The organism is Granulicella pectinivorans, assembly GCF_900114625.1.
Lineage (GTDB): Bacteria > Acidobacteriota > Terriglobia > Terriglobales > Acidobacteriaceae > Edaphobacter > Edaphobacter pectinivorans.
Genome location: NZ_FOZL01000002.1, coordinates 169,130 through 194,671 on the forward strand (window position 1 = coordinate 169,130; position 25,542 = coordinate 194,671).

Annotated in this window: 23 protein-coding genes; 11 read left to right on the forward strand and 12 right to left on the reverse strand. The window is 61.9% G+C overall.

Features of this window, described 5'->3' with window-relative positions; genetic code table 11:
- The first annotated feature begins 21 nt into the window (after nt 1-21).
- From BM400_RS18505 to rimM, 4 genes are all read left to right on the forward strand, one after another.
- The gene (locus BM400_RS18505) at nt 22-891 is read left to right on the forward strand and encodes an alpha/beta hydrolase (RefSeq protein ID WP_245782023.1); all 870 of its coding nucleotides are present in this window, start codon (nt 22-24) and stop codon (nt 889-891) included.
- 242 nt (nt 892-1,133) lie between these two features.
- The gene (gene rpsP / locus BM400_RS18510) at nt 1,134-1,391 is read left to right on the forward strand and encodes a 30S ribosomal protein S16 (RefSeq protein WP_217644132.1); all 258 of its coding nucleotides are present in this window, start codon (nt 1,134-1,136) and stop codon (nt 1,389-1,391) included.
- Nucleotides 1,392-1,648: 257 nt separating this feature from the next.
- The gene (locus BM400_RS18515) at nt 1,649-1,984 is read left to right on the forward strand and encodes a KH domain-containing protein (protein WP_217644133.1); all 336 of its coding nucleotides are present in this window, start codon (nt 1,649-1,651) and stop codon (nt 1,982-1,984) included.
- A 20-nt stretch (nt 1,985-2,004) separates the two neighbouring features.
- Complete coding sequence (gene rimM, locus BM400_RS18520; RefSeq protein ID WP_245782024.1) at nt 2,005-2,673, forward strand: ribosome maturation factor RimM; 669 nt, start codon at nt 2,005-2,007, stop codon at nt 2,671-2,673.
- Nucleotides 2,674-2,676: 3 nt separating this feature from the next.
- Here the strand turns inward: rimM and BM400_RS18525 are convergent, their stop codons facing one another.
- Complete coding sequence (locus BM400_RS18525; protein WP_141224009.1) at nt 2,677-3,513, reverse strand: hypothetical protein; 837 nt, start codon at nt 3,511-3,513, stop codon at nt 2,677-2,679.
- Nucleotides 3,514-3,683: 170 nt separating this feature from the next.
- On the opposite strand from BM400_RS18525, the gene trmD reads away from it, so the two are divergent.
- Complete coding sequence (trmD, locus tag BM400_RS18530) at nt 3,684-4,514, forward strand: tRNA (guanosine(37)-N1)-methyltransferase TrmD (RefSeq protein ID WP_089842491.1); 831 nt, start codon at nt 3,684-3,686, stop codon at nt 4,512-4,514.
- Nucleotides 4,515-4,635: 121 nt separating this feature from the next.
- Here the strand turns inward: trmD and BM400_RS18535 are convergent, their stop codons facing one another.
- Nucleotides 4,636-5,793 carry an acyltransferase family protein gene (locus tag BM400_RS18535; protein ID WP_089842493.1) on the reverse strand — a complete coding sequence of 386 codons (1,158 nt, stop codon included), beginning with the start codon at nt 5,791-5,793 and terminating at the stop codon, nt 4,636-4,638.
- A gap of 176 nt (nt 5,794-5,969) precedes the next feature.
- Here BM400_RS18535 and BM400_RS18540 point away from each other — a divergent pair, with 176 nt between their 5' ends.
- Both BM400_RS18540 and rplS read left to right on the forward strand, forming a co-directional pair.
- The gene (locus BM400_RS18540; RefSeq protein WP_089842495.1) at nt 5,970-6,482 is read left to right on the forward strand and encodes a hypothetical protein; all 513 of its coding nucleotides are present in this window, start codon (nt 5,970-5,972) and stop codon (nt 6,480-6,482) included.
- A gap of 105 nt (nt 6,483-6,587) precedes the next feature.
- Complete coding sequence (rplS, locus tag BM400_RS18545; protein ID WP_089842498.1) at nt 6,588-6,944, forward strand: 50S ribosomal protein L19; 357 nt, start codon at nt 6,588-6,590, stop codon at nt 6,942-6,944.
- A 242-nt stretch (nt 6,945-7,186) separates the two neighbouring features.
- On the opposite strand, the gene BM400_RS18550 is transcribed toward rplS, so the two are convergent.
- Nucleotides 7,187-8,467: a hypothetical protein gene (locus BM400_RS18550; protein ID WP_141224010.1), complete on the reverse strand. Its 1,281-nt coding sequence runs from the start codon at nt 8,465-8,467 to the stop codon at nt 7,187-7,189.
- 363 nt (nt 8,468-8,830) lie between these two features.
- Here BM400_RS18550 and BM400_RS18555 point away from each other — a divergent pair, with 363 nt between their 5' ends.
- Entirely contained in the window at nt 8,831-9,610 is a 780-nt protein-coding gene (locus BM400_RS18555; RefSeq protein WP_089842506.1) for a ribonuclease HII, read from the forward strand.
- Nucleotides 9,601-10,335 (forward strand): PIG-L deacetylase family protein, encoded by a 735-nt coding sequence (locus BM400_RS18560; protein WP_089842509.1) that lies wholly within the window; start codon nt 9,601-9,603, stop codon nt 10,333-10,335. Before BM400_RS18555 ends, BM400_RS18560 begins: the two co-directional genes overlap by 10 nt.
- A 380-nt stretch (nt 10,336-10,715) precedes the next feature.
- On the opposite strand, the gene BM400_RS18570 is transcribed toward BM400_RS18560, so the two are convergent.
- From BM400_RS18570 to BM400_RS18595, 7 genes are all read right to left on the reverse strand, one after another.
- Nucleotides 10,716-12,749, reverse strand: coding sequence for a DUF1800 domain-containing protein (locus tag BM400_RS18570; protein WP_089842515.1), 2,034 nt, complete (start codon nt 12,747-12,749; stop codon nt 10,716-10,718).
- A gap of 83 nt (nt 12,750-12,832) precedes the next feature.
- Entirely contained in the window at nt 12,833-13,537 is a 705-nt protein-coding gene (locus BM400_RS18575) for a protein-methionine-sulfoxide reductase heme-binding subunit MsrQ (RefSeq protein WP_089842518.1), read from the reverse strand.
- Nucleotides 13,538-13,552: 15 nt separating this feature from the next.
- Nucleotides 13,553-14,524 (reverse strand): protein-methionine-sulfoxide reductase catalytic subunit MsrP, encoded by a 972-nt coding sequence (gene msrP, locus BM400_RS18580; RefSeq protein ID WP_089842521.1) that lies wholly within the window; start codon nt 14,522-14,524, stop codon nt 13,553-13,555.
- An 83-nt stretch (nt 14,525-14,607) separates the two neighbouring features.
- Nucleotides 14,608-14,739 carry a hypothetical protein gene (locus BM400_RS22870; RefSeq protein WP_281245523.1) on the reverse strand — a complete coding sequence of 44 codons (132 nt, stop codon included), beginning with the start codon at nt 14,737-14,739 and terminating at the stop codon, nt 14,608-14,610.
- 166 nt (nt 14,740-14,905) lie between these two features.
- Nucleotides 14,906-16,318: an APC family permease gene (locus BM400_RS18585; protein ID WP_245782025.1), complete on the reverse strand. Its 1,413-nt coding sequence runs from the start codon at nt 16,316-16,318 to the stop codon at nt 14,906-14,908.
- A 54-nt stretch (nt 16,319-16,372) separates the two neighbouring features.
- Nucleotides 16,373-17,038 carry a Bax inhibitor-1/YccA family protein gene (locus BM400_RS18590; RefSeq protein WP_089842524.1) on the reverse strand — a complete coding sequence of 222 codons (666 nt, stop codon included), beginning with the start codon at nt 17,036-17,038 and terminating at the stop codon, nt 16,373-16,375.
- Between the two features lie 51 nt (nt 17,039-17,089).
- On the reverse strand, nt 17,090-17,551 hold the full coding sequence (locus BM400_RS18595; protein WP_175529138.1) for a hypothetical protein: 462 nt from the start codon (nt 17,549-17,551) through the stop codon (nt 17,090-17,092).
- 66 nt (nt 17,552-17,617) lie between these two features.
- Between BM400_RS18595 and BM400_RS18600 the strand changes: the two genes are divergently transcribed.
- On the forward strand, nt 17,618-20,449 hold the full coding sequence (locus BM400_RS18600; protein WP_175529139.1) for a PIG-L family deacetylase: 2,832 nt from the start codon (nt 17,618-17,620) through the stop codon (nt 20,447-20,449).
- 223 nt (nt 20,450-20,672) lie between these two features.
- On the opposite strand, the gene BM400_RS18610 is transcribed toward BM400_RS18600, so the two are convergent.
- Entirely contained in the window at nt 20,673-21,818 is a 1,146-nt protein-coding gene (locus BM400_RS18610) for an acyl-CoA dehydrogenase family protein (protein ID WP_089843897.1), read from the reverse strand.
- A gap of 191 nt (nt 21,819-22,009) precedes the next feature.
- Between BM400_RS18610 and BM400_RS18615 the strand changes: the two genes are divergently transcribed.
- A complete protein-coding gene (locus BM400_RS18615) occupies nt 22,010-24,214 on the forward strand; it encodes a DUF4139 domain-containing protein (RefSeq protein ID WP_175529140.1) in 2,205 nt (734 codons plus the stop codon).
- A 204-nt stretch (nt 24,215-24,418) separates the two neighbouring features.
- On the opposite strand, the gene BM400_RS18620 is transcribed toward BM400_RS18615, so the two are convergent.
- Entirely contained in the window at nt 24,419-25,513 is a 1,095-nt protein-coding gene (locus tag BM400_RS18620; protein WP_089842538.1) for a VWA domain-containing protein, read from the reverse strand.
- Nucleotides 25,514-25,542 lie beyond the last annotated feature (29 nt).

A 25,542-nucleotide genomic window follows, 5' to 3' on the forward strand; every position in this document is an offset into this window, starting at 1 on the left:
ACGGGAGCAAGCCCCCTGAAATTGCAGCATTCCAGCCTCGAACACACCCCGCCACCCACCCCCTGGGAGGACAATCCCGCCGCGCCCAGCTTCACCCTCGACGATCCCGGCAGCCCCGACGCACCCGCGCTCGACAACTGGTGTTTCCACTCCGAGATCCTGCCGCAGCCAAAGCAGCGTATCCTCTCCGTCCACCTCCCCGTCGAATACGACGGAGACCCCGCCCGCCGCTTCCCCGTCTTCTACCTTCACGACGGCCAGAACCTCTTCGACCCGCGTCTCTCCTACGTTCCCGGCCGCACCTGGCAGGCCGCCTCCACCGAAGACGCCCTCGCCGAAGCCGGCCAGACCGAGCCCATCATCCTCGTCGGCATCGCCAACGCCGGTCTCCGCCGCATGGCCGAGTACACCCCCACCCGCGATCCGCGCATGGCCGGCGGCGAAGGCGCCACCTACGGCCGCATGCTCATCGAAGAGATCAAGCCCTTCATCGACCGCACCTACCGGACGTTGCCGGACGCCGCCAACACCGCTCTCGGCGGCTCTTCGCTCGGCGGACTCATCTCCCTCTTCCTCGGCCTCAACCACCCCGATATCTTCGGAAAACTCGCCGTCATGAGCCCCTCTATCTGGTGGGATCGCCGGTCGATCCTGGCAACGGTAGGCCACTCCAGGAAGCGCCCCAGCACCCGCATCTGGATGGACATGGGCACCGCCGAAGGCCTCCGCCACCTGCGCGACGCCGACCTCCTCCACCAGCGCCTCCTCAAGCGCGGCTGGCGCGACAACATCGACCTCGCCTACCAGCGCGACCCCGGAGCCGTACACGACGAGCGCGCCTGGGCCAGCCGCTTCCCCAACGTCCTCCGCTTCCTCTTCCCCGCCTCTTGATCCTCCGCGGATCCCCATCCTTTCCGGCTTCATCGGAAGGAATGGGGTCCGGCGTTCCCGGACATCCAGGAATGCCAAAAGCATCCAATCCTTGCAAAAACGCCCAAATCCAGCGATACTTAGATGTTGCCTCCCACCCAGGAGGCGAGCCCGGACATGACTCCACGTTGAGGCAATCCGAGCAGTCCGCGGTCCCCGACCGCAACTCTTAATACCAACTGCCCTGAAAGGTAATGCCCCACATGTTGATGATCCGTCTCGCCCGCGTTGGCGCCCGCAAGCAGCCCCACTACCGTATCGTTGTCATCGAAAAGGACCGCGCCCGCAACGGCCGCTCCGTCGAAGTCGTCGGAACCTACAACCCCCGCACCAATCCCGCGACCGTCACCCTCAAGCGTGACCGCATCGACTATTGGGTCGGCAACGGAGCCCAGCTCTCCGAGCGCGTTGGCAAGCTCCTCGCTCAGGCTCCAGCCGCTGAGCCCGCTATCACCGCATAAGAATTTTCCAGTCGGATCAATTTCCCCCTTTCGGATTCTTTTTTCCAAAGGGGGAATCGCATCTCTGGCGTACACTCTCTGTGAAGGTTCGCTTACGAAAGCGGGTCTTTATGTTTGAAGCCTGACATTCTTCTAGGCTTGCGGCACCTCCAAGCATCTGTTTTGCGTCGTATGTACCAAAAGACCTTGATTCTAAAAAGGCAAACGGGTACGGAGACAAGTGTGCTCGGCGGTTTTTTCTCCCAGAGGTGTAAACGATGAGTCAGAGGCCCCTGCCCGAAAGTCGGGCGGAAGTAGTTGCGGGTATGCAGGATTTGGTGCTCGATATCGCTCGAGCCCTCGTGGACGAACCGGAGTCGGTAACAGTCGAAACCATCGCTGATGGCGATGCTACGGTCATCCGCCTCCGCGTCTCTCAAAAAGATGTCGGAAAAATCATCGGTAAGCAGGGTAGGACGGCGCGTTCGCTTCGCACCATCCTCGGGGCTGCGAGCATGAAGCTGCACCATCGCTTCTCGCTCGACATCCTGGAGCATGGAGAAGCACCACGATCCAGCAGCCAGATTGCAACGGCCACCGCGAACGACGAATAGCAAAGTAAACTCCAAAAAGAGTGAAGCCAGTCCAACAAAAACCGATTCCGTCGAGCGATGCCGCTCCTCCCCCACTCGACGGCGATTCGGCGAAGTCGTGTACCTGGGTCATTCTCGCCTCCATCCTTCGCCCGCAGGGCCGCAAAGGCGAGGTCCTCGCCGAACTCCTCACCGATTTTCCCGAGCGCTTCGAAGGCGAACCGCGCGTCTTTCTCGCCAAGCCAGGCTATGATGGCCCCGAGTCCGCCGCACGCCCCGCCACCGTCATCGGCTTCTTCCTCCCCGTAGGCAAGAACAACGGACGCATCGTCCTGCACTTCGCCGGCATAGATTCCATCAACGCTGCCGAGACCCTCGCAGGGCTCGAAGTCATCGTTCCCCACCACGAACGCCTCGAACCCGAGGAAGACGCTTCCTACATCAGCGACCTGCTGGAGTGCGCTGTCTATGACGTGGCACGGGAGCCTCATCTTCTGGTGGGCACCGTCGACGATGTCCACCTGCCTACCACCCCCGATGGCTCACGCCGTCTCGACGACGCCGCTCCCCTGCTCGCCGTTCTCACCCCCGAGGGCGAAGAGATCCTCATCCCCTTCGTCAAGGCATGGCTGGTCGAAATCGACCCCGACGCCAAGCGCATCCTCATGCGCCTCCCCGAAGGCCTCATCGAAGTCAACGCCAAGCCCTAATCCCTAGAACTGATAAGAAACCCCAATCGAAACGATCGGATACGTCTGCAGCGCCTTCAGATCGTCGTTCAGCGTATTCTGCTCGGCCTTCACGTTCTTCTGCGTGTCAGGATCCGTCGCCACGCTCGAGCAGTTCACCCCCTGGCACGCCACCCCCGCCAGGTTGAGCGTCACCGAAGGCTTCCCAAAGTAAGCCGCGCCAATCTCGAACGGCACCGACCAGTGCTTTCCGCTGCGTGGAAGGATGTTCCCCCAGCCCACCGTCAGCGATGGTCCCACCGTATGCGGGAAGACCAGACTTCCGTTGCCATGGATCGGGTCCACCCCGCTGCTCGTGTAATCGACATCGTTCAGCGTGAACGTCTGGCCGGCAGGAACCAGAAGCGTCCCGCCCAGATCGCTCTTCAGAAAGTAGACGCCTGGGCTCACATGGAAGCCCCCATGGAACGGAAACCAGTCCACGTTCACCGCTCCCCCCTTGAAGTCCAGTGATGCGTTGTACGGGATGCCGTCCGTCGTAAAATCGTGCCCGAAGGTAAAGAACATGGCGCTTCCGCGCAGGTTCAGCGTGCGTGTCAGCGGAGTGGCCACATCGAACCCAGCTCCCATCGTGCTGATCTTCACCGCGACACCGGCCTTCGAGAAGGGTCGCATCGGGTAATCGCGGATCGGGACCTCCGGCGAAGAGATCTTCTCTTTCACCGGAACACGCCGATCCTCCTGCCCACCCGGAATCACGGTGATCGTTGCCGTCGAACCCAGCGGTGCAGGCCCTGGCGTGGAGGTGCTCTGTCCCACCTCCTGTGCCGCAGCAGCCATCGTCATCGATACAAGTACCACAGAAAAGAGGGTCTTCAAAAACATACGGGGTGGACCTCGCTCAGAGAAGATCTGCAAAAGAACAGTCAAGAGTACAGGGGCACGTCGACCGCTGCCCGCTCCCCTGAAAGCTACCACGGTTACAATCGACCTGTGCGATCCATACGACGCACACCCCCGGCAAAACCGACATGCGCATCGACATCCTCACCATCTTCCCCGGCTTCTTCACCAGCTTTCTAGAGACCGGCATCCTCCGCCGCGCCCTCTCCACCGGCGTCATGGAGATCCATACCCACGACCTCCGCGACTTCACCCACGACCGCCACCGCACCGTGGACGACCGCCCCTTCGGCGGCGGCGAGGGCATGCTCCTCAAGCCCCAGCCCATCTTCGACTGCATCGCCTCCCTCGGCATCACGCCCCTCCCCCACCGCGATACCACCCGCGAGTCCGTCATCCTCCTCTCTCCCCAGGGCCGTGTCTTCACCCAGCCCGTCGCCCACACCCTCGCCGCGACCGAGCGTATCGTCCTCATCTGCGGCCGTTACGAGGGCGTCGACGAGCGCGTCAACACCCTCCTCTGCGACCGCGAACTCTCCATCGGCGACTACGTCCTCACCGGAGGAGAGCTCGCCGCAGCCGTCATCGCCGACACCGTCGTCCGCCTCCTCCCCGGCGTCCTCGGCAACCCCGACTCCTCCCTCCACGAAAGCTTCGGGGCCGACGACTCCCAGGCCCCCCAGGCCGACGACGCCGTACCCCGCGCCACCCACGGCTCCGGTGGCCTCCTCGACTACCCCCAGTACACCCGCCCCGCCGACTACCAAGGCGCGCAGGTCCCCCCCGTCCTCACCGACGGCAACCACGTCCTCGTCCGCCAGTGGAGACGCCGCGCCGCCCTCGAAAAGACCCTCCGCAACCGCCCCGACCTCCTCGCCAAAGCCAGCCTCAACAAAGCCGACCGGAAGCTCCTCCATGAAATCGAGGCGAGCGAAGAAACGGAAGCCAGCGGAAGCTGAGTTGTTCTTTGCTGTCATAAGCTGTGTTTCGTGGCCATCGTCCCGTTGCGTCTCTTCCACCGATAGCTGCGAAGAATGTCCATGGAAGAGAGCGCGCTCTCACGTGGGCGGGAAACCTCGGTCAGAGCGCTGGGAAGAGCCGTTTGAGCCGCAGGAAGTGTCTTTCAAAGACGTAGAAGCTAGCCACTGCGCCCGCGTAGCACGTGACGAAGATCGCAGGAAGAATGAAGTAGGAGTGCACGTGAACGTGAAAGTGACTCTGCATGCGTTCCTGGGCCCGCTGAATGAGATACAGCAGCGGCCAATGAAGCATATACATGCCATAGCTGTATTTCCCTAGCCTTCGCAACGGCCAGAATAGAAAAATGCTGTTGATGGGGTTCTGGTGCCAGCACTTTGCCACCATGACAGCAGACAACGCGGCGAGCAGCGTCATGCCGGGGCCGAGGATGAGCACGGAGCTGTGACGGAAGGCGCCCTTGTTGTTGAAGGTGACAAAGTCCATAAAGTGCCCCGTCCACGCCGCGATGGCGAAGAGCCCGATCAGCGCGGCAATCCCTACGGGCGCTTCATAGCGACGCATCTTCATCTCAATCCCTTCGTCGGAGCGCCACAGAGCCAGAAGGGCACCGATCAGCAGATCATCCATCCGGCAGAGAGTCGAGTAATAGGTGGATTGAAATGTTGCGTCGTGGGGGAAACTCCAGATTCGAAGCGCAAGGGCAAACACAACTCCGGCGACACACAGGTATTGGAGGGTGCGGCGTCTCAGCAACACGATCAAGATGGGCCAGACGAGGTAGAACTGTTCTTCGACGGCAAGTGACCATAGGGAGTTCACCCAAAGCAGGTGATGCTGAAGGGAGATCGCGCGAAAGTTATAAAAAAAGAAGAGGAGGCTGGCCCGATCCAGATTCGTGTAGGCCGCCCTCGTAAATCCAATGATCGCGATGACGTAAAGATAGTACAGGGGGAAGATGCGGAGAAAGCGGCGTGCATAAAAGCTTTTGAAGTAATGACTGGATGACTTTGTGGCCACGAGGATGCCGGTGATCAGGAATCCGGAGAGCACGAAGAAAAGATTCACACCGATCCAACCACCACCCAGGATCAAATAACGAAGATGATCGAAGGTGGAACTGCCTGGGGCGGGGGCACCAATGAACACATTCGCATGGCAGCAGAGCACAAGCGAAATTGCTAGGCCCCTGAGTCCATCCAATGCGGGCATATGGCGAGGAGGTGCCGTCGCTGCAGGGGCGTGTTCCTTGTTATCCATTTGGGAAGGGGTCTCTTTGGGTTGAATGAGCCAATTATAGCGGCCCGCGCGATCGCCTCGTCACATGGAAGGCAATCGCTCCGAGCGGTCTCACTTGATCGGCGACAGCCCGGCAAACGTGCTGGCCACCGTATACTCATGCGACAAACACCGCATCCGATCCCAAAAGGAGACCTATGCAGACAAGAACGCGGCGCATCACCTGGGGTTTCACCCTCTTCACCGTCATCCTCGCCTGCGGCTTTGCCTACCTGTCCCACTACCTCGCGGTCGACCACACCGGCGTCCCGGTCAACATGCCCAGCGACTCCACCTTCATCCCCGGCAAGTTCGACTACCTCAAGCTCCACACCCGCGGCGAGTGGGTCTCCTGCCACTCCGACGTCAAAAGCCCCACCGACTGGTGCCGCATCGCCAACCAGTCCGGCGACGTCATCTTCGAGGGCAAATTCCTCCCCGTCGGCATGGACAAACCCCTCGTCGACAGCCAGATCCACATCACCTCCTACAACATCGACCACCACATGGTCACCGGCCCAACCGAGTCCTTCGAGGTCCCCGTCATCCCCCTCGAAGACGGGGAACTCCTCGTCCCCGCCACCGACGCCAGGCCCCTCGCCCTCCGCTGGAAACAGCATCCCAACGAACTGGTATCATTGAACGAGGGCATGGCCGTACCCATCAACTAGGCCGCTCCTGAACGCGAACGACGGTTTTCGTCCGAAAACCGCACCAGTTTTGCGCCAAAATGGTGTACACTGGGAGTCGACTTCAAGTACCGAGAAAGTTGTATTATGTCCATTCATCCCATCATGCAGAAGCTGGCCGCGAAGTTCGAGCGGACCGATCTCCCCGCATTCGCTCCCGGCGACACCGTCCGCGTTCAGGTCAAGATCAAGGAAGGCGAGAAAGAACGCCTCCAGGCCTTCGAGGGCATGGTCATCGCATCCCGCAAGGGCCCCCAGGGCACCTTCACCGTCCGCAAGATGAGCTTTGGTCAGGGCGTGGAGCGCATCTTCCCCTACAACTCCAAGGTCGTCGATAAGGTCGAGAAGATCCGGTCCTACGAAGTGCGCCGCGCCAAGCTGTTCTACCTCCGCGGCCTCCGCGGCAAGGCAGCCCGTCTGCGCGAAGTCGCCCGCGCCGTCTAAACCTCCTTCCCTTCCCGGGAAACAGAAAAGCCACGGCAATCGCCGTGGCTTTTCTGTTGTCGAGAGCATTCTGAGTAGAAATCGCCGAAACCTGTTCATCACTAGCCATAAGCCAACCTGTCGTTACGGACGAATGGTTGTGGGAACATCCAGTCTGTTCCCTGTTCGTGATCCATGGTCGTCCTCATATGCAGCCTGGGTGAGGTTTAAGAAACCTATCGTGCCCCATCCTCCCGCACTGATTACCAGAGGCAGTGGTCTTTGCACCAGGCTTGGGCGTCGGTGGCGTAGGCCACGGCGTCGGCGGGGATGTAATAGCGCTCAAAGTTGCCGAAGTTGGCCGTGATCAGGAAGGCACCGATTCGCCTTGTCATGGTGACAGGGTCATAGGAGGTATACGTTTGGTGGCAGCCTTGCGCCGTAACATCCGATTCGGGAAAGACCGTAAACAGCGTATTGGCTGGAAGAGAGAGGTCGCCGCGGGACTGGCCTCCGAGCGCGATCACTGCCTTGACTGGCCGTGTGGTGCGGAAGACGAGATTCAGGCGGACCCACTTAGACGAAGGTCCAGGGGCCTGCGACATCCTCAATTGCTTCAACTGTTTGTCGAGGGCCGGACTGGCGATGAACGCGTCATAGCCCTGGCGGTAGAGCGCCTCCATTGGCGGCGGGCCGAGCTTGGTGACGCTGAGGCAGCGCGTGAAGTCCTTCAAATAGGCCTGTTCATTCAGCGTGAGTTCGCCCTGAATGGGACCGGGCATATGCTGCTGACTCTCGATCAATTGACGGCGTTCGGTGTCGGCTTTCAACGCGGCCTTTCTCTCGCGGTCTGCCGTTGCATCAGCTTCTGCCTTCAGCTTGGCGTACGCTTCATATGCTTCCCTGGAATCTGCCGCTGCTTTCGCTTCCGCAGCTTCTTTTTCGCTGCGCTCTTTGGCAACTGCGGCGCTGGCAGTGGTGCAAAGCCGGAGGGCGTGTGCAAAAACCGGGTCTTTTAGATTGATCTGCAGGGTGATCGGTCTACCCCCCGTCTTAGCGCCTATGAGAGCTTGCCGGCCCTGCGTCAGGCTGTCGTTGGTGAAGTCCACGCGGAAGGAATGATCGGTGCCGTCGAGTGCGGTAGCTGGATTTTTGACTGGTTCCCCGTTATCGATGCGAGTCTGGTAGTAGATGTTGTTGTAGTTTGTGCTGTAAACATTCGTCCCGCCGAAGATCCTGGGAGAACTATGCACCTCTGTTCCCTTATCGGCGTCAAACGCCGCACCTTGAAGCTGGAGAAAGATGGAAAAATAACCACCGTACTCTGGAGAGCATCCGGTCCTGAGGGAGACACGAAGGCCGGAGAGCCCAACCGGTGTCGCGGAAGTCATGACGCTGGTTGGATCGGGCTTGGCGAAAGGGTCGGCTTCAGCGGAAGCACGCCAGCCGGAGACTGCCGTAATGCCTTGAGCGGACGCAGCGAACGGAGGCGTGACAAGCAGGGCAAACAAAAGAAAAACAGTATTTCGAAGAGCGGATTTCATGCAGGGAATCTCCTACATTGGGAACTCTTGAACTACGTTTGGGCACTGGAAGGCTGAAGCAATCCGATTCTATCGCAGCACGCAAGAAAATCGCGATCTTTGCGAGGAGTACGCGTCCGTGCCAAGTCCAGGGTTCCCAACGACAGGTCTTAGTTCACGGGGTGCAGGTCAGACGGACTTGTGGCCAGGGGCGACTGCAGACCTCAATTTGCAGGAAGAATAGGCGATTGGACAGGATCGGTTCTGACAAACGCTCTTCTCATCACCTTCTCTCTTCCGAACGCAAGACGAACTCATCCGTATCCGCCACACCCGCAACCTGCTCCCCGCCAGCCAGCCCCCGGTTATAAACTGAATACCAGCATGCCGGCCTTCCGCTACCCAGTCCCGCCCGGAGTCACCAAGGCCACCGCCAAGCAGCAGATGCTGAAGCAGCTCGTCTGCTCCAACGCGCCCGAGGAAGCCCTCCGCTATCAAGGCTTCACCCTCATCGCCGGCGTGGACGAGGTCGGCCGCGGAGCCCTCTTCGGCCCCGTCGTCGCTGCCGCCGTCATCCTCCCCCGCGCCGTGGCCGCCCTCGCCAACGCCGGCCTCAAGGACTCCAAGCAAATGACCGCCGAGGACCGCGAAGCGCTCGACACGCGCATCCGCAAGACCGCCGTCGCCCTCTCCATCGCAGCCGTCGACGCCGAGACCATCGACCGCATCAACATCTACCAGGCCAGCAAGCTCGCCATGCTCGAAGCCGTCCGTGGCCTCCCCATCGCGCCCGACCACCTCATCATCGACGCCATGCGCATCGATCACCCCTGCGCCCAGACGAAGCTCTTCTACGGCGACGCCCTATGCCTCTCCATCGCCGCCGCATCCGTGATCGCCAAGGTCCACCGCGACGCCATGATGCGTGACCTCCACGAACTCCACCCCGAGTACGGCCTCGCCTCTCACAAGGGATACGGCACCCCCGAGCATCACCGCGCCCTCGAAACCCACGGCCCCACGCCCCTGCACCGTCGCAGCTTCGCCCCCATCCGGGCCTTCTTCCCGGAAGCCCCCGTGCCCAGGCAGCTCGACCTCGAAGAGATCCTCTTCTCCGGCGAAGACCTCGAAGACGCCGACCCTCAAGGAGAATCATGGCTGTAACCAGAAAGCTTCTCTGCATCGTCGCCCATCCCGACGACGAATGCTACGCCTTTGGGGGAGCCCTCGCGCTCGCCCACGCCGAAGGCGTCGAAACCTGCGTCGTCTGCCTCACCGACGGACAGGCCGCCACGCACCGTGGAGCCTCCACCTCCGGAGCCGATCTCGGCGCCATCCGCCGCAAGGAGTTCGCCGACTCCTGCAAGGTCCTCGGCGTCACCTACCATGAGCTCCTCGACTACCAGGACGCCCAGCTTGAGTTCGCCGACTTCTCCCTCGCCGCCAGCCGTATCGTCGCCCGCATCCGCGCCTTCCAGCCCCAGGTCGTCCTCACCTTCGGCTCCGATGGCGCCGCCAACTCTCACCCCGACCACACCATGGTCTCGGCCTTCACCACCGCCGCCTTCCACTGGGCAGGCAACCCCAAACGCTACCCCGGTGCCGGCCCCGTCTTCAAGCCCACCCGCCTCTTCCACCAGACCACCGACTTCTTCCTCCCCGACCGCCCCAACCCAAGCCCCATCCCCTGGACCGTCACCCTCGACATCCGCTCCGTCTTCGAGAAGAAGATCGAAGCCTTCCGCCAGCACGTCTCCCAGGCCCCCCTCATGGAACGCACCAAGCCCATCTTCGAGGCCCACGGCAGCCACGAGCGCTACACCCTCATGGCCACCCCCGAGCTGGGCGAAGCCAGACAACTCACCCACTTCTTCGAAGGCCTGGAATAGGCGAATCGCTGCGTTCCTGTCTTGACTTCTAGGTACCCCAAAGCTTCAGCCTCCGGGTATGCCTTCTCCGTCCGGGCCGCAACCATGGAGGGATGTCTTACACGGCCAAAACCAGGACTGGCTCATCCTCAAACCCAAGGCTTCGTTCGAATACTTGCGCGATCATCGACGCCGGACCATACCACTTTGCCCACAACGCACGATCACCGCCGAAGGTCCACATCGTCCCCGCATCCGCCCACAGTCCACCGACCAACACATAGCTGGTGAAACATGGGCAAATCCGCATCGCCACCGCATAAGATCTTTAGAAGACCATACATACGCCGACAGCCCCACAAGCAGCGATTTCATACCACTTTTGACGCGGGTGGTCCGACCTATCGCAACTGAAACTCCGGTGCCCCCATCACCAGGGCCGTCAACAGATTGAGCCGATCCCCCGTTCCCAGCGCCGCCTGACTCTCCACCTGCTTGTGAATCAACTGGTTCGTCTGCGCCGAAACGCCCCCGCCAATCATCGTCGTCTCGAGCACCTTCAGCACCGTATCCACGCCATCGGGAGTCGCATCCCCGGGCGCGAACACCGCCGGCTGCACCTTCGCCGCTGCCGCCGGCTGTTCCATGAGGCCAAGCGCCAGCACATGCGGCGAATCGAACTTCTGCCCGCCAAACTGGTTATTCGTCAGCTTATAGGCAAAGTTCAGCCGGTCCACCAGCGCACTCGAGTTCATCCACTGCTCCGCCGTAATGTAGTACCCCGTCGGCGGAAGCGCATAAAACACCGGCATTCCCATCGTCTTTGCAGCCTGCACCAGCGCCCCCGGGTTGGTCGGATCGGTCGCCGTCGTCCGGAACGCCGAAGCCAGATACTCCACCGGCGTCTTCACCTTGTTGCGAAAGTACTTCGTCGAGTTGAACTCCGGCGACTGCGCCAGCGTCCGCAGAATCGCCTTGATATCCCCGTCGCTCGCCATATACGTAGCCGCCATGCGGTCCACCAGCGCAGCCGGAGGATCGTCCGCCACGAACCGCTGCGCCAGCTTCCAGCTAATAAAATGCGCCGTCTTCGGCGAGGCCGCGAGAATCGTCAAAGCCTGCACGCCCTCCTGCAACCCACCGTCGCTGGCCACGGTCGCCGACCCGATCTCATGCCCAAACCACTGCTTGACACCCGGCTCATGCTTCTTCGGATCGAAGAGGAATCCTCCCGCCCCGCCATACGGACGATCCACGCTCCACCCCGTCAGAATCGCCGCCAGTGCCGTCACATCCGCCTGCGTATACCCCCCGTTCACCCCGACGGTATGCAGCTCCATCACCTCGCGCCCGTAGTTCTCGTTCAGGCCCTTGTTGCCCTTCTTCGCCCCCGGTGCCGAGCCCCCATTCGCAATCGAATCCGGCCCGATCGAAAGCCAGTTATCCAGGTAGATCGACATCGCCGGACTCTTCGCCGTAGCCATCAGCAGGTCGCGAAACTTCCCCAGCGCATGCGCCCGGATCGCATCCCGGTCATAGCTCGTGGTGTACCACTGGTCCGCATCCTTCCCCACGAAGACGTTGAAGTGGTTGAACCAAAAATCCGCCATCACCTCCTGCAACTGCCTCTCCGACAAAACAGCCCGCACCATCTTCGCCTGCGAAAGCTCCTGACCGATCTGGTATGCAGCACCGCCCGGACCGGCAGCCATCCCCTGGAAGATCTCCCTCTCACGCGGCGTAAAGTCGTTCAGCAGCAGATTCCTCTGGTCACCCGCAAGATTCCCCGTGAAGGCAATCCGGTCGGCCACCGGCATCTTGATCAGCGCTGCCATGCGCTGGTTCTTCGGCAACGCGAAGAGCACACCGGCTACGCGCGCCGCATCCGCCTGCTGTGCCTTCTTCTCCGCAGCCACCTCATCCGGAGTCGGGTCGTAGGCCTTCTTGCCCGAGGCATCGACCTTATTCTTCGCCTTGTCGTCCTCCTGCTTGAAGACCAGAACCTCGTACATCGAGGCCAGTGCAGGATCGGTCGGATACGGCACCTGTCCCTTGGCGACTCGTTCAATCTCCCCACGATCCGGGAACTGCAGCAACGCGCGGTCGGGAGTCATGAAAAGCGTTGGAAAATCCTGGAGCTTACGATCAAGCACTTTATCCGGAATCGACGCCGGCTGCATCTGCTCCTCAAACCACTTATCCGTGCCCTCCGCCTGCACGCGGTCCACCTCACCCGGGCGCGGCCCGAACGTGAACCGGTTCAGCATCTGCTGCGCCCTCTCACGCTCGTTAAGAGCCACCAGGGCCGCAGGCTTGGTCTTGGCGCTGGGAGGTGCCGCCTTCTTCTTTGTGGAGACAGCCGGCTTCTGCTGCCCAAACAACGGTGAAGCCAAAACGACGGCGAGTGCTGTAATCCCGAAGACACGCAAGGACATGGAGAGACCTCCGAACGAATATCGTCCTGCTGGATAAGACCCCCAAACCCAGGACGAAGTTGTGCGGAACAGCCAAACACTCCCTAAGCAGCGCGCGAAGCCACCAGCCCGGCCTTCCGCCGGTTATCCAGCGCCTTCCACGCCACACGCGCGCCCAGCAGCACGGCCAGCACCGCAGTATCCTTCCACGGAGTCCGGACCCCAGCCTTCACCAGCCACCAAAAGTGAACGCAAGCAGCCACCGCCGCCGCATACACCCAGTAGTGAAGCCTCTGCCAGTTCTTCCCGCCCATCGCCCGCAGCACGAACGTCGGCGAGGTCAACGCCAGCAGCAGCAGGATCACCCACGAGAACAACCCCACCTGGATGAAGGGCCGCTTCTGCACATCGCCCAGCATCGTCGGCCAGATCAGCTTGAAGTTCTCCCAAACCACACCCGGATGCCCCGCTCGCAATCCATCCATCGCCGCCTGCACGTCGTAGCCCGAGAAGAGAAACACATACGTCGCCAGATGCAACGTTGCGTAGAGAAACGCATACAGCCCAAGCATCCGCCGGAAACGAATGAGGTTCGAGAGTTGCGGGCTCACCCTCCGCAGCGGTGTCACCGCCAGCGAAACCAGCAAGAGCCAAAGCGCCCAATTGCCCGTGAAGTGCGTAATGGTGCTGACAGGATCCGCATCGAGCGCCAGCGCGCCGGAGCGATACCGCTGCAGCAGCACGAACAGAGGCACCAGGCAAAGCAGATGCACAAGCACCTTGGCATAAGGGAGAAAACGAGTCGGCATAGCCACCAGTATCAACTAATAGTTTTTCTTCAGATCCATCCCCGTATACATCGAGGCCACCTGGTCGGCATATCCATTGAACATCTGCGTCGGAATCGTCCGCGGCAGAAACCCCGTGTCGATCCGCCGCTCATGGCCCTGCGACCACCGCGGATGATCCACCTGCGGGTTCACATTCGAATAGAAACCGTATTCGCTGGAATTGATCTCATTCCAGAGCGTCTTCGGCTGCTTATCCGTAAAGACGATCTTCACAATCGACTTCGCCGACTTGAAGCCATACTTCCACGGAATCACCACGCGCACCGGAGCGCCGTTCTGGTTAGGCAGCACCTCGCCATAGCAGCCGAAGGTCAACAGCGTCAGAGGGTTCATCGCCTCATCCATGCGCAGCCCCTCCGAGTACGGCCAGTCGTAGCCGCTCGGAAGCTCCGGCATCTGGCTCCGGTCCACCTTCGAGATGAATTGCACATACTTCGCCGAAGGCAACGGCTCAGCAAAGTTGATCAATTCGGAAAGCGAGTAGCCGTCCCACGGAATCACCATCGACCACGCCTCGACGCACCGATGGCGATAGACGCGGCTCTCGATGGGACGGTACTTCAGCAAATCATCCACACCGACCGTCTGCTTCTTCTTCACCAGCCCCGACAGCTCCACAGTCCACGGCCGCGTATGCAGCGTGTGGGCGTTGTGGGCTGGATCGGTCTTATCCGTACCGAACTCGTAAAAATTGTTCCAGTTCGTCGCCTTCTGGAAGGTCGTCTGGGTGTCGCTCACGGTGTATTTGCTGGCGACGGAGTTCAGCTTCTCCCCCGCAAACACGTGGTTGGCAGGTTCCATCAGGCCATGCGTCAAAAAACCGGCTCCGATTGCCCCGGCACCGGCAAGAAATCCTCGCCTGGTCGCCTTGTGCTCCAGAAATGCCTGCTTCGGAGTGATCTCCGAAGAACGAATCTCATTGCCTCTGCTGCTGCGAACGATCATTCCAATTCCCTTCCCGGGGAGCGTAGGAGTAGCGGCTCAACCATCTGCCGGAATCTCCTTCGCTCATTAGACGCAGGAGGTTACTAGTTCGTCCAGATGATTCCGTAACCAAGCGAACTCAGTACAACGCCAAGCAAAGCGATCAGCAACACACCACCCAGCAATGCTCCGCTGAAGGCATAAATCTTTTCTGTCCAACTACGTGTCTGCGTCATGAAAAACCTCTCATCTGGAATGCGTAAACGGAGCCTCTTTGGATTCCATCCGCCGTCCATTTCAGAGTGATTTTTCTCTTTTTTTTCAAGGCATTACAGATGTGATTGCCTCTGTGTCGCACGCAGGTACCGTATGGGTTCTGTAACTGGTTACCCGGCAGGGTAACTAGCGGGTCAAGGTTACTTTTCCAGCCGCAAGACGCGTGCGCATCCAGTACACCGCCGACCCCACCAGGGCCACCACCGCCGCCAGCATCAACTCCCGCCCGAAGTGCGCGCGACCAAAGAGGATGTACGAGAAGCCCACAATCCCGCCAAGCGCAGGCAACGGATACAGCCACATCCGAAACGGCCGCGGCATATCCGGCTGCGTCCGCCGCAGGTACAGGATGCCCACATGCTGCAGCAGGAACTGCAGGCAGATGCGCAACACCACCAGCGCCGCCACCACATCACCCAGCGAGAACCAGCAGAACACCAGCGCCAGAGCCCCCAGGGCAAGCAGCGACACATACGGAAAGCCCCGCGTCGGGTGCAGACGTCCAAAGACCCGGAAGAAGTTGCCATCGCGCGCCGCGGCGAACGGAATCCGCGAGTACCCCAGCAGCAGCGAGAAGATGCTGGCAAAGGCTGTAATCATCACCAGGATCGCAGCCACATTGCCCAGCATGGGTCCAAGCCGTGTGCCGTACGCCGTCTCCATGAACGCCGACACCACCGCGCGGCGAGCATCCACACCCTGCGCGCCCAGCAGAGGCTGCCACGGAAGCACCGACAGCACCGCCACCTGCATGCCGATGTAGATCAGGCCCACCGCGACGATGGAGATCAGGATGGCGCGCGGAATCGTGCGCTCCGGCTGCTTGACCTCGCCGCCCAGGAAGGCGACGTTGTAGTAGCCCCAGAAATCGTAGGTTGAGATCAGCATCGCCGCGCCCAATCCCAGGAAGAAGCCGTGATCCAGGTGAAACGCCCCCGCCGGGAACGCAAACGCCTGTGCGATGTGCCCCTTCACCAGCCCGGTAAGCAACAGCCACAGGATCGTTCCCAGAACCACCACGCCCATCGCCGACGAGAGCTGCCCAATCTTCTCAAGACCGCGATAGAGCAGAGCCACTGCGACCAGCACCGCAAGCATCGCCACCAGAGGCCCAGGCCCCACCACCACCGACCCGGCATAAGCGCCCACATGAAACGCGTGAGTGACCGTGTGGCGACCGAGCGCGGGCCATAGATACGCCCCATACTGCGCCAACCCGATCGATCCGGAGGCGACCGACAGAGGCGCAGAAAACATCAACTGGAACATGAAAAGGAACGACAGCCAACGGCCGGTGATTCCCGGAAACATCACGCGCAAGAAGCTGTAGGTACCGCCTGCTTCGGGAATCGCCGCACCCAGCTCAGCCCAGACCATGCCGTCGCACAGCGCAAGCAGAGCACCGCAGATCCAGCCCAGCATCGCCTGTGGGCCCCCCATGGAGGCCAGCACCAAAGGGATCGTAATAAACGGCCCCACGCCAATCATGTCCAGCATGTTCAGCGTCACTGCGCCGCGCAGCCCGAGCGTGCGCTTCAACCCCGCATTGTCGTTCGTCTCGATAGACTCCAGTGTAAGCGAAACGAGCGGCGCTTAGTCGCGCCGCCGTCCCCCACCCATCAACTGAAGCACCGCCAGGAAGATGTTGATCGCGTCCAGATAGATCGAGAGCGCGAGCGACACAGCCGAGCGGCCATCCCCACCTGCGCGGATACGCGCAAAATCACCCACCGTCAGCAACGTGAAGATACCCAGCGTCATCCACGAGTACGCATCCGGCGTCAGGAAGTGGAAGAACATGCTCGCAATCCCCACCAGCAGCAAGCCGATCAGAAGCACGAAGCCGATCGCCGACACCTTGCGATAGTTGATCTGGAACAGGTACGCAAAGCAGCCCATCGCGGCCATGCCCAGGCCCGTCGTTCCGGCAGCACGGAAGACCACATCCGGTCCAATGGTGTGCATATACCGCTGCACCAGCGGCCCAATCTCCCAACCCATGAAGTAGCTCAACGCCAGGAACAAAGCAAGCGCTAACCCGGCGTTCTGCTTCTTCGTAAAGTTGATGCCGAAGACCAGCGCGATCACCGCAAGGAAGCCGATGAGCGAGCCGCCCGCAGGAGCCGTCGCAACACCAAAGGCCGTAATCAGAAATCCAACTGCCGTGATCCCAAGCACCTTCGCCAGAAGAGACGCTGTCTCTTCCCGAGGAGCATCGATGATCATCGGGTACTGCCGTCGCATATCGAAATCGTTCATGGCATGACTCCCAACAACTAGTCTATTAGACGCAACAGAAACCCCTTCGACTCATAGCCGGACCAGCAGCACAAGCGTTGCCACCACCATCCCATGGAAGGCAACATGCAAAGTATCCGGAGCGATTCCGTTGCGCTCGGGCAGAAACCGCAATGTGTCCGCAAACCGGATCCTGTAGCGCGCAGCCCGCTCCGGGTTCGGCCACACCAGGTAGGGGATCCACCACGCAACCAGCGCTCCCGCAAGCAGAACGCAGTAGCTGACCACCAGGTACGACTCCAGCCAGTGCGGCCAGCGCGGAGAATGCCAGTACACGCAGCAGAGCCCCAGCCCAAGCGCCCAGGGTACCGTACTGATTAGCGTAGAAACGGCGAGCCGCGTCACCGAATCGACCTCCCGCACCGCCTGCCGGTTGCTCAGCCTCCCCAGCGGCACCCAGTCATGCAACAGAAGAAACGCCACATCCACCGCCTGGAGAACCAGAAGCCATCCCTCCGTCGTCCTCGTCGTCATGCCGCATCCCCCCGGATCAGCGCTCGCGAGCCATCTCTGGAGCCAATCTATGAGAGATTAGTCAACATGGCGCCCCAATCTTCCTACGCACTGCTGAGCCGTCGCAGCCTCGCCGTCGCCTCTTCCCTTCTGCTTGCCGCCGTGGCCTTCGCGCAGAAGCCTGCGCCGACTCCGGACCCCGCCAACCTCGCCGGCGAGCAGGTCTCCGCACCTGCCCTGGCCGATACGCTGCCCATCAACCACGGCGCACCCGCCCTCGCGCAACTCCTCAAGAAGCTGCGAACCCGCGCCTCGCTCATGATGATCGTCGCCCATCCCGACGACGAAGACGGCGGCATGCTCACCTACGAATCCCGCGGACAAGGCGTCCGCACCGCCATGCTCACCCTCACCCGCGGCGAGGGCGGCCAGAACCTCATGACCGCCGACTTCAACGACGCCCTCGGCCTCATCCGCACGCAGGAGCTCCTCGCCGCCGACCGCTACATGGGAGTCGATCAGTTCTTCGGCTCCGTCGTCGACTTCGGCTTCTCCAAGACCCCCGAAGAGACCCTGGCGCAGTGGACCCACAAGCGCGTCCTCTACGACACTGTCCGCGCCGTCCGCCTCTATCGCCCGCTCGTCCTCACCAGCACCTGGATCGGCGGCGTCACCGACGGCCACGGCCACCACCAGGTCTCCGGCCAGATGAACCAGGAGGTCTTCACCGCCGCAGCCGACCCCAACGTCTTCCCGGAGATGGGCCTTCCCCCCTGGGCGCCCCTCAAGGTCTATGCCCGTCAGCCCTTCGCCCGTATCGGCCCCGAAGGCATGTTCGACTACGCCACCGGCAAGAGCACCCCCGCGCGCTTCTACAACTACGTCACCAAACAGTGGACGGCCACGCCCCCCGCCGCCAACGTGCTGATCCCCGAGGGAACCCCCAGCAGCGATCCCGGCATGGACGGCGACACCTACCTCCAGTTCGCCCGCAAAGGTCTCGCACTCCAGAAGACGCAAAACGGGGGCGCAACCCGCCAACCCCGCGCCACTGCTTACGACGCCCCGTACACCCGCTACGGCTCCCGCGTCCCCGCCAAGGACAAGGAGCAGAGCTTCTTCGAGGGCATCGACATCTCACTCCCCGGCATCGCCACCCTCGCTCCGGACGCGCCAGCCAGCCTGCGCACCACCCTCCAGTCCATCGACGCGAAGATCGCCGAAGCCCAGAAACTCTTCTCCGTCGAACATCCCGAGACCACCGCAGCTCCCCTGCGCGAGGCACTCAAGACGCTCGATACTCTTCTCGTCGCAACAGACTCAGGCACGCTTGCGGATGACCAGAAGTTCAACGTCCTCCATGAGCTCCGCATCAAGCGCGTCCAGCTCAACAACGCCCTTCTCCTCGCCCACGGCATCACCCTCACGGCCACCCTCGACCAGCCCGAAGCCGGCCAGCATCTCCTCTCCACCCAGAAGAACATCTTCTACAAGGTAAAGCTCTCAAACGACGGCCCCGACCCCATCGAACTCGACAACACCCACGTCTCCGTCCTCACCGGAACCATCGAGAGCACCCTCAAACCCCACACCTCGCCAGAGGCCCTCCGTGAGATCCAAATCGCCCAGGTCCTCCCCCCCACCCGCCCCTACTTCACCCGCCCAGGCATCGAGCAGCCCTTCTACGACATCGCCGACCCAGCCCTCCGCGACGCCCCCGCCACGCCACTCCCCCTCGTCACCTCCCAGCCCTTCAACGACCAGGGCGTCCCCCTCGAGATCAAAGCCATCGTCGGCTACGCCTCCGGACCCGAGCAGGGACAACCCGTCGTCATCGTCCCGCCCGTCTCGGTCGCACTCAATCATGCCGCGGGGATCGTCTCTCCCGCCGAACGTTCCTTTCCCCTCATCACCCACACCACTGTCCAGATCGACGACTCACTCACCGCGACCCATCGCCCACCTGCCGCCCCCCAATCCGCCGCCGCCACCGCCGTCCTCCGCCTCACCGACAAGGCGCCGATCCTGATCCATCCAGCGCTGGTCAACCTCGCCGCAACCCACGCCGGCCCGGCCGTCGAGTCCACGTTCACCGTGACCCCCAAAACCATCGTCGCCGGTTCGATCGTCCATCTCTCCGCCTCCGTCACCTACGAGGGCCGTGAGTACGCCGAAGGGTTCCGCCCGGTCGGCTACTCCACCCTCCCCGCCACCAACCAATACACCCCCGCCACCTACAAAGCCACCGCCGTCGACGTCGTCACCGCCCCGCACCTCAAGATCGCCTACCTCCCCGGCACCGGCGACGACGTGGCCGCCTACCTCCCCAACCTCGGCGTCAAACCCACCATCCTCTCCGTAACCGACCTCGCCAACCTGTCCCAATACGACGCCGTCCTCCTCGGCGTCCGCGCCTACGCCGCCCACCCCGAGCTCTCCAACTCCAAAGCTCTCCTCGACTACGCCAAAGCCGGCGGCGTCGTCATCGTCCAGTACAACACCGCCCGCTACGGCAGCGACCAGTCCCCCTACCCCATCGAGGTCCCAGGCGACTCCGCCCACAACGTGGTCGTCGAGGCCCAGCCCGTCCAGATCCTCGCACCCAACGCCCCTCTGATGTCCTGGCCCAACAAGCTCACCGCGGACGACTTCAAGGGCTGGAACGAAGAGCTGGGCCACGGCTTCGCCTCCTCCTGGGACAATCACTTCGACGCCCTCACCGAGACCCACGACCCCGACCAGGATCCCCAAAAGGGAGGCCTCCTCTACGCCCGCACCGGCCGCGGAGCCTACGTCTACCTCGCCTACGCCCTCTACCGCCAACTCCCCGAAGGCGTCCCCGGAGCCTACCGGCTGCTGGCAAACCTGATCAGCCTCCCTAAAAATCCCGCGTCGGGAATCCAACCCGTCGCACGCTAGCGCAAGGGTGTCACAGCCCTCCAGGAATCGATATGCAAGCTGCGCCCCATCACCCCAACGAACCCGCGCGTCCAGGTCCCCCTCTGGATCACGCTCGCCATCGCCTTTAGCATCGTCAGCTTCTTCCTCGTCGAATCGCCCGCCCGCCGTTTCATCTTGCGTCGCACCCAGACACGCAGTGCGGAGACGGTCGCAGTCGCCAGCATCGCCCAGTAGCCCGGGCCTACCGCCCCCGCAACAACTCCCGGGCAATCACCATCCGCTGAATCTCGCTCGTCCCTTCCCCGATCGTGCAAAGCTTCACATCCCGGTAAAACTTCTCCGCCGGAAAGTCCTTGATGAACCCATACCCCCCATGAATCTGCACGCCCTCATCGCAGATCCGGCAAGCCGCCTCACTCGCAAATAGCTTTGCCATCGCCGACTCCTTCGTCACGTTCATCCCGGCGTCCTTCATCTGCGCCGCGCGCATCGTCAACAACCAGGCCGCATCGAGCTCCGTCGCCATCGTCGCCAGCTTGAACTGGATCGCCTGAAACTCACTGATCGCCTTCCCAAACTGCCGCCGCTCCTGCGAGTACTGCAACGCAGCATCCAAAGCCCCCCGCGCCATCCCCAGCGCCAGCGCCGCAATCGAGATCCTCCCGCCGTCGAGCACCCGCATCGCATCCCGAAACCCGCCACCGACCGCCCCCAGCAGATTCTCCTCCGGCACCACGCAGTCCTCGAAGATCAGCTCCGCCGTATCGCTCGCCCGCAGCCCCAGTTTGTTCTCCTTGCGCCCCGACCGAAACCCCGCCATCCCGCGCTCCACCAGGAACGCCGACACGCCGCCATGCGTGCCCTTTTCCTTGTCCGTCAGCGCCAGCACCACGGCGCAGTCCGAATACGTCCCATTCGTAATAAAGGTCTTTCCCCCGTTGATCACCCACCCCGCGTCCGTCTTCACCGCGGTCGTTCTCATCCCACCCGCATCCGAACCCGACCCAGGCTCCGTCAAGCCCCACGCTCCCAGCCACGCTCCGCTCGCCAGCTTCGTCACCCACCGCTTCTTCTGCTCGTCATTGCCCGCCAGCATAATGTGGTTCGTACACAGGGAGTTATGAGAAGCCACAATGATCCCGATACTCCCATCCACCCGCGAGAGCTCCTCGATCGCCAGCACATACTCCACATACCCCATCCCCGCGCCGCCCAGCTCCTCGGGAAAGATCACCCCCATCAACCCCATCGCCCCCAGCTTCTTCACCACCGCGTGCGGAAACTCACTCTTCTCATCCCACTCCGAAACAAAGGGCCTCACCTCGCCCTCCGCAAACGCCCTGACTGCCGCTCTTAGCTGCTCCTGCTCTTCCGTTAACCCGAACATTTCGACCTCCTGCATAACTCTGGCTAATACTTCTATCACGAATATGCATACTCTGGCAGGTGCATGCAAAAATCCGCCGCCACCCCGTTCCGAAAAGAGAACGCAAAAATCTTCTGGCTTCCGGAACCTTTACGAACCCGCCGGAGTCTATCCTCCCAGCACTTTGCTCCCAGCAATCAGAAAGGCCCTCCGTGCGCCGAGCTCTCCCGCTAGCCTTCCTCCTCCTCGCCCCCGTCTCCCTCCTTCCCGCCCAAACCAGCGTGCAGAACAAACGCCCCATCCCCGCCACAGCCGCAGCCACCATCGCTCCTCTTCCCATCACGCGCGTCTCCCTCTACAAAAACGGCGTCGGCTTCTTCGAGCACACCGGCAAGGTCACCGGTTCGGAGGCCGTCACCATCGACTTCACCACCGCCCAACTCAACGATGTCCTCCAGTCCCTCACCGCCATCGACCTCGGCGGCGGACGCATCTCCGGCGCCGGCTACAACTCCACCACGCCCCTCGACCAGCAGCTCAAATCCCTGTCGCTGGGCCTTGGTGCCGATGCCTCCTCCGTCGACTTCTACAACGCCATCCGCGGCGCACGCGTCGACATCACCGGCGCCGGACCCACCCTCACCGGACGCCTCCTCAGCATCGAAGTCCGCACCGTCCCCACGAAGGACGATGCAACGCAGGGCGCCGAAAAACGCTTCCTCACCGTCGTCTCCGAGACCGGCGCTATCCGCACCTTCGAGCTCACCTCCGCCGTGCAGGTACGCCTTCTCGACACCGAACTCCACCAGGACGTCACGCGCTACCTCCAGCTCCTCGCCAGCACCCGTTCCAGCGGACTCCGCCACCTCACCCTGCACGACAACGGCGAGGGCTCCCGCGAGCTCCATGTCTCCTACATCTCCGAAGTCCCCATCTGGAAGTCCACCTACCGCATTCTCTTCACCGACTCGACCTCCACCAAGCAGACCGCAACCCTCCAGGGCTGGTCCGTCGTCGACAACACCACCGGCTCCGACTGGCTCAACGTGCAACTCTCCCTCATCGCCGGAGCCCCACAGAGCTTCATCCAGCCCCTCTCCACACCCTACTACTCCCGCCGCCCCGAGATCCCACTTCCGCAGGAGGCACAGGTCACCCCGCAAACGCATGAATCCGGCGAGGTTGCGATGCTCAAGGAAGACGGCGCCCCGCCACCATCGGCAACCCCACAAAGCGAAGCCCAAGCCATCACGCTCAGCAGTGAACAGAGACAGGCGAAGATGGCCCCGCGCTCCTACGGAGCAGGATTCACGGGCGGAAGCGCCGGCGGCGTCATGGGAGGTCTCACCCAGAACACCCTGAAAGACCGCTTCTCCAACGGAGGCCTCGATAGCTCCTACCAGGCACTCGCCTCCGACTCCATCGCCCCCGACACCACCACCCGCGCCTTCGACGACTTCTTCGAGTACAAGATCGCCCAGCCCATCACCATCCGCAAGAACGAATCCGCCCTCGTCCCCATCCTGCAGACCAAGATCGACGCCGAGCGCGTCACGTTATGGTCTCCCCAACAACCCGTCGCACTGCGCGCTCTCTGGATCACCAACACCTCGAACCTCACCCTCGACCGCGGGTCGTTCACCATCGTCGAAGACGGCAGCTTCGGCGGCGAGGGCCTGCTCGATCCCATTCACCCCAACGAGCGCCGCCTCCTCAGCTACGCCGCCGACCAGGCCGTACGGGTCACGGTCGATAACTCCCACGACACGCGCAAGGTACAGCACATCAGCATTGCAAAGGGCGTACTGAAAGAGACCACCGCCGAGATCTCGGAGGTCGAATACCTCGTCAAAAACGCCGCCCCCACGGCCCGAACCGTCATCGTGGAGCAGCCACACCTCCAGGGCTGGACGCTCGACTCCGACCCCAAACCGACCGAGACCACACCCACCACCTACCGGTTCCGCGTCGAGACGAAGGCCAACGAGACCGTACGCCTCCACATCGGCGAGCGCCGTACGCTCAACCAGTTCTACCGCCTCGTCAACACCTCCGACGAACAATTGAGCCTCCTGCTCAAGAACGCCAACGCGAGCCCCGCCCTGCTCGCCCAACTTGAACCGGTCTTCGCGGCCAAGCGCGCCATGACCGCGATCGACCAACAGATCCGGGAAAAGCAGCAAAGCATCAACGACATCGGGAACGACCAGAAGCGTCTGCGCGAGAACCTCTCCGCCCTCAAGAGTTCGGTCGAGGAGCGCAGCCTCACCAAACGCTACACCGACGAGCTCAATGCGCAGGAGGACCAGCTCGCCGCCCTGAATAAAGATCTCGCCGCCCTCAAACAGCAGCGCCAGGCAGCCGAAGCCGATCTGAACCATAAGATCGAGAGTTTGCATCTCGACGAGGCGATCTGATGCGGGAGGATGTTCCGGAGAGGATGAGATCAAGGGCCTAACGAGTGGCCCAGCTGTTGAAGATGCAAAGAGTGGTTTTTACACCACTCTTTGCATTGTCCTTATGCCTTTGAATGGCGTTTGATCTTCTGTTCGTGGAAATAGCTCTGGCGATTGGATAGGAATCCGGCCTTCCGCAGACGCGCATCGGAACAGATGCCAAAACTAGGGCTTCTTCGGAGTCGTACTGAACCCTGCATCCTTGTTTCCCGAAGACGCCGTCTTCGGGAAGTACCCCGTACGCGTCCTCACCGAAAGTTTCCCGGTTCCCTTGCCCTTGGCCTCCACATGCACCTGGCGATATCCGCCCTTCTCCGGTGGGTTCGTCGACCGGTAAGCAATCGAGTACTGCGTCCGGATATCCTCGGCCACCTGCGCCGCGATGCCGTCGACCTCCTTGATCGACTTCGGGAAGTACGCCGCGCCGCCCGTCTGCTCCGCCAGCGACTCCAGCACCCGCCGCGCATGCCTCGCCTCGCCCTTGTTCACATCCGAGCCGAACAGCAGCCCCACGCAGTAGATCACCGGCCCATCCAGATCCTGAATCCTGCGGATCGCCTGCTCCAGCGTCGACGACGACGCATTGTCCTCGCCATCCGTCACCACCAGCAGCACCTGCTTCGGATGCTTCGCGTTCTTCTGCAGATAGTCCGCCGAGGCCACCAGCGCATCATAGATCGCCGTACCTCCGCTCGACTTGATGAAGCTCAGACCCTGCTGCAGCTTGCTCACATCGTTGGTGAAGTCCTGGTCGATGAACGCCTCCCACGAGAAGTCCACCAGAAACGCCTCATCCGCCTTGTTCGAAAGCTTCACGAAGTCGAGCGAAGCCTGATCGACCGCCGCGCGCTTGTCGTACATCGACCCCGAACTATCGATAAGAATCCCCAGCGACACCGGCAGATCCTCGTGACGAAATCCCGAGATCGTCTGCGGCACTCCATCTTCATACACGCGAAAGTCGTCTTTCGTCAGCGTCTGGATCGCGCGCCCGCCCTGGTCGAGCACCGTCGCGTTCAACGCGACCTCGTAGGCATCCTGCCGCAGCGTGTACTTGCCCGCGCTGCCCTGCACCTGGCCCAGCCCAACGCCCTGCGTCGAACCATCCTGCGGCTTCACCACCGGATCCGGATCGGGCGAAGGCGCGACGTCGCGATCCACCGTCAGCGACGGCTGCACAGGCGCCTGGCCCCAAACCGGCGCCGTGCAAAGCATCCCCATCATCATCAAACCCGCAAAAAACTTACCGCGACGGTGCATAGTACCCCTCAGGTCCACGAACGACATCT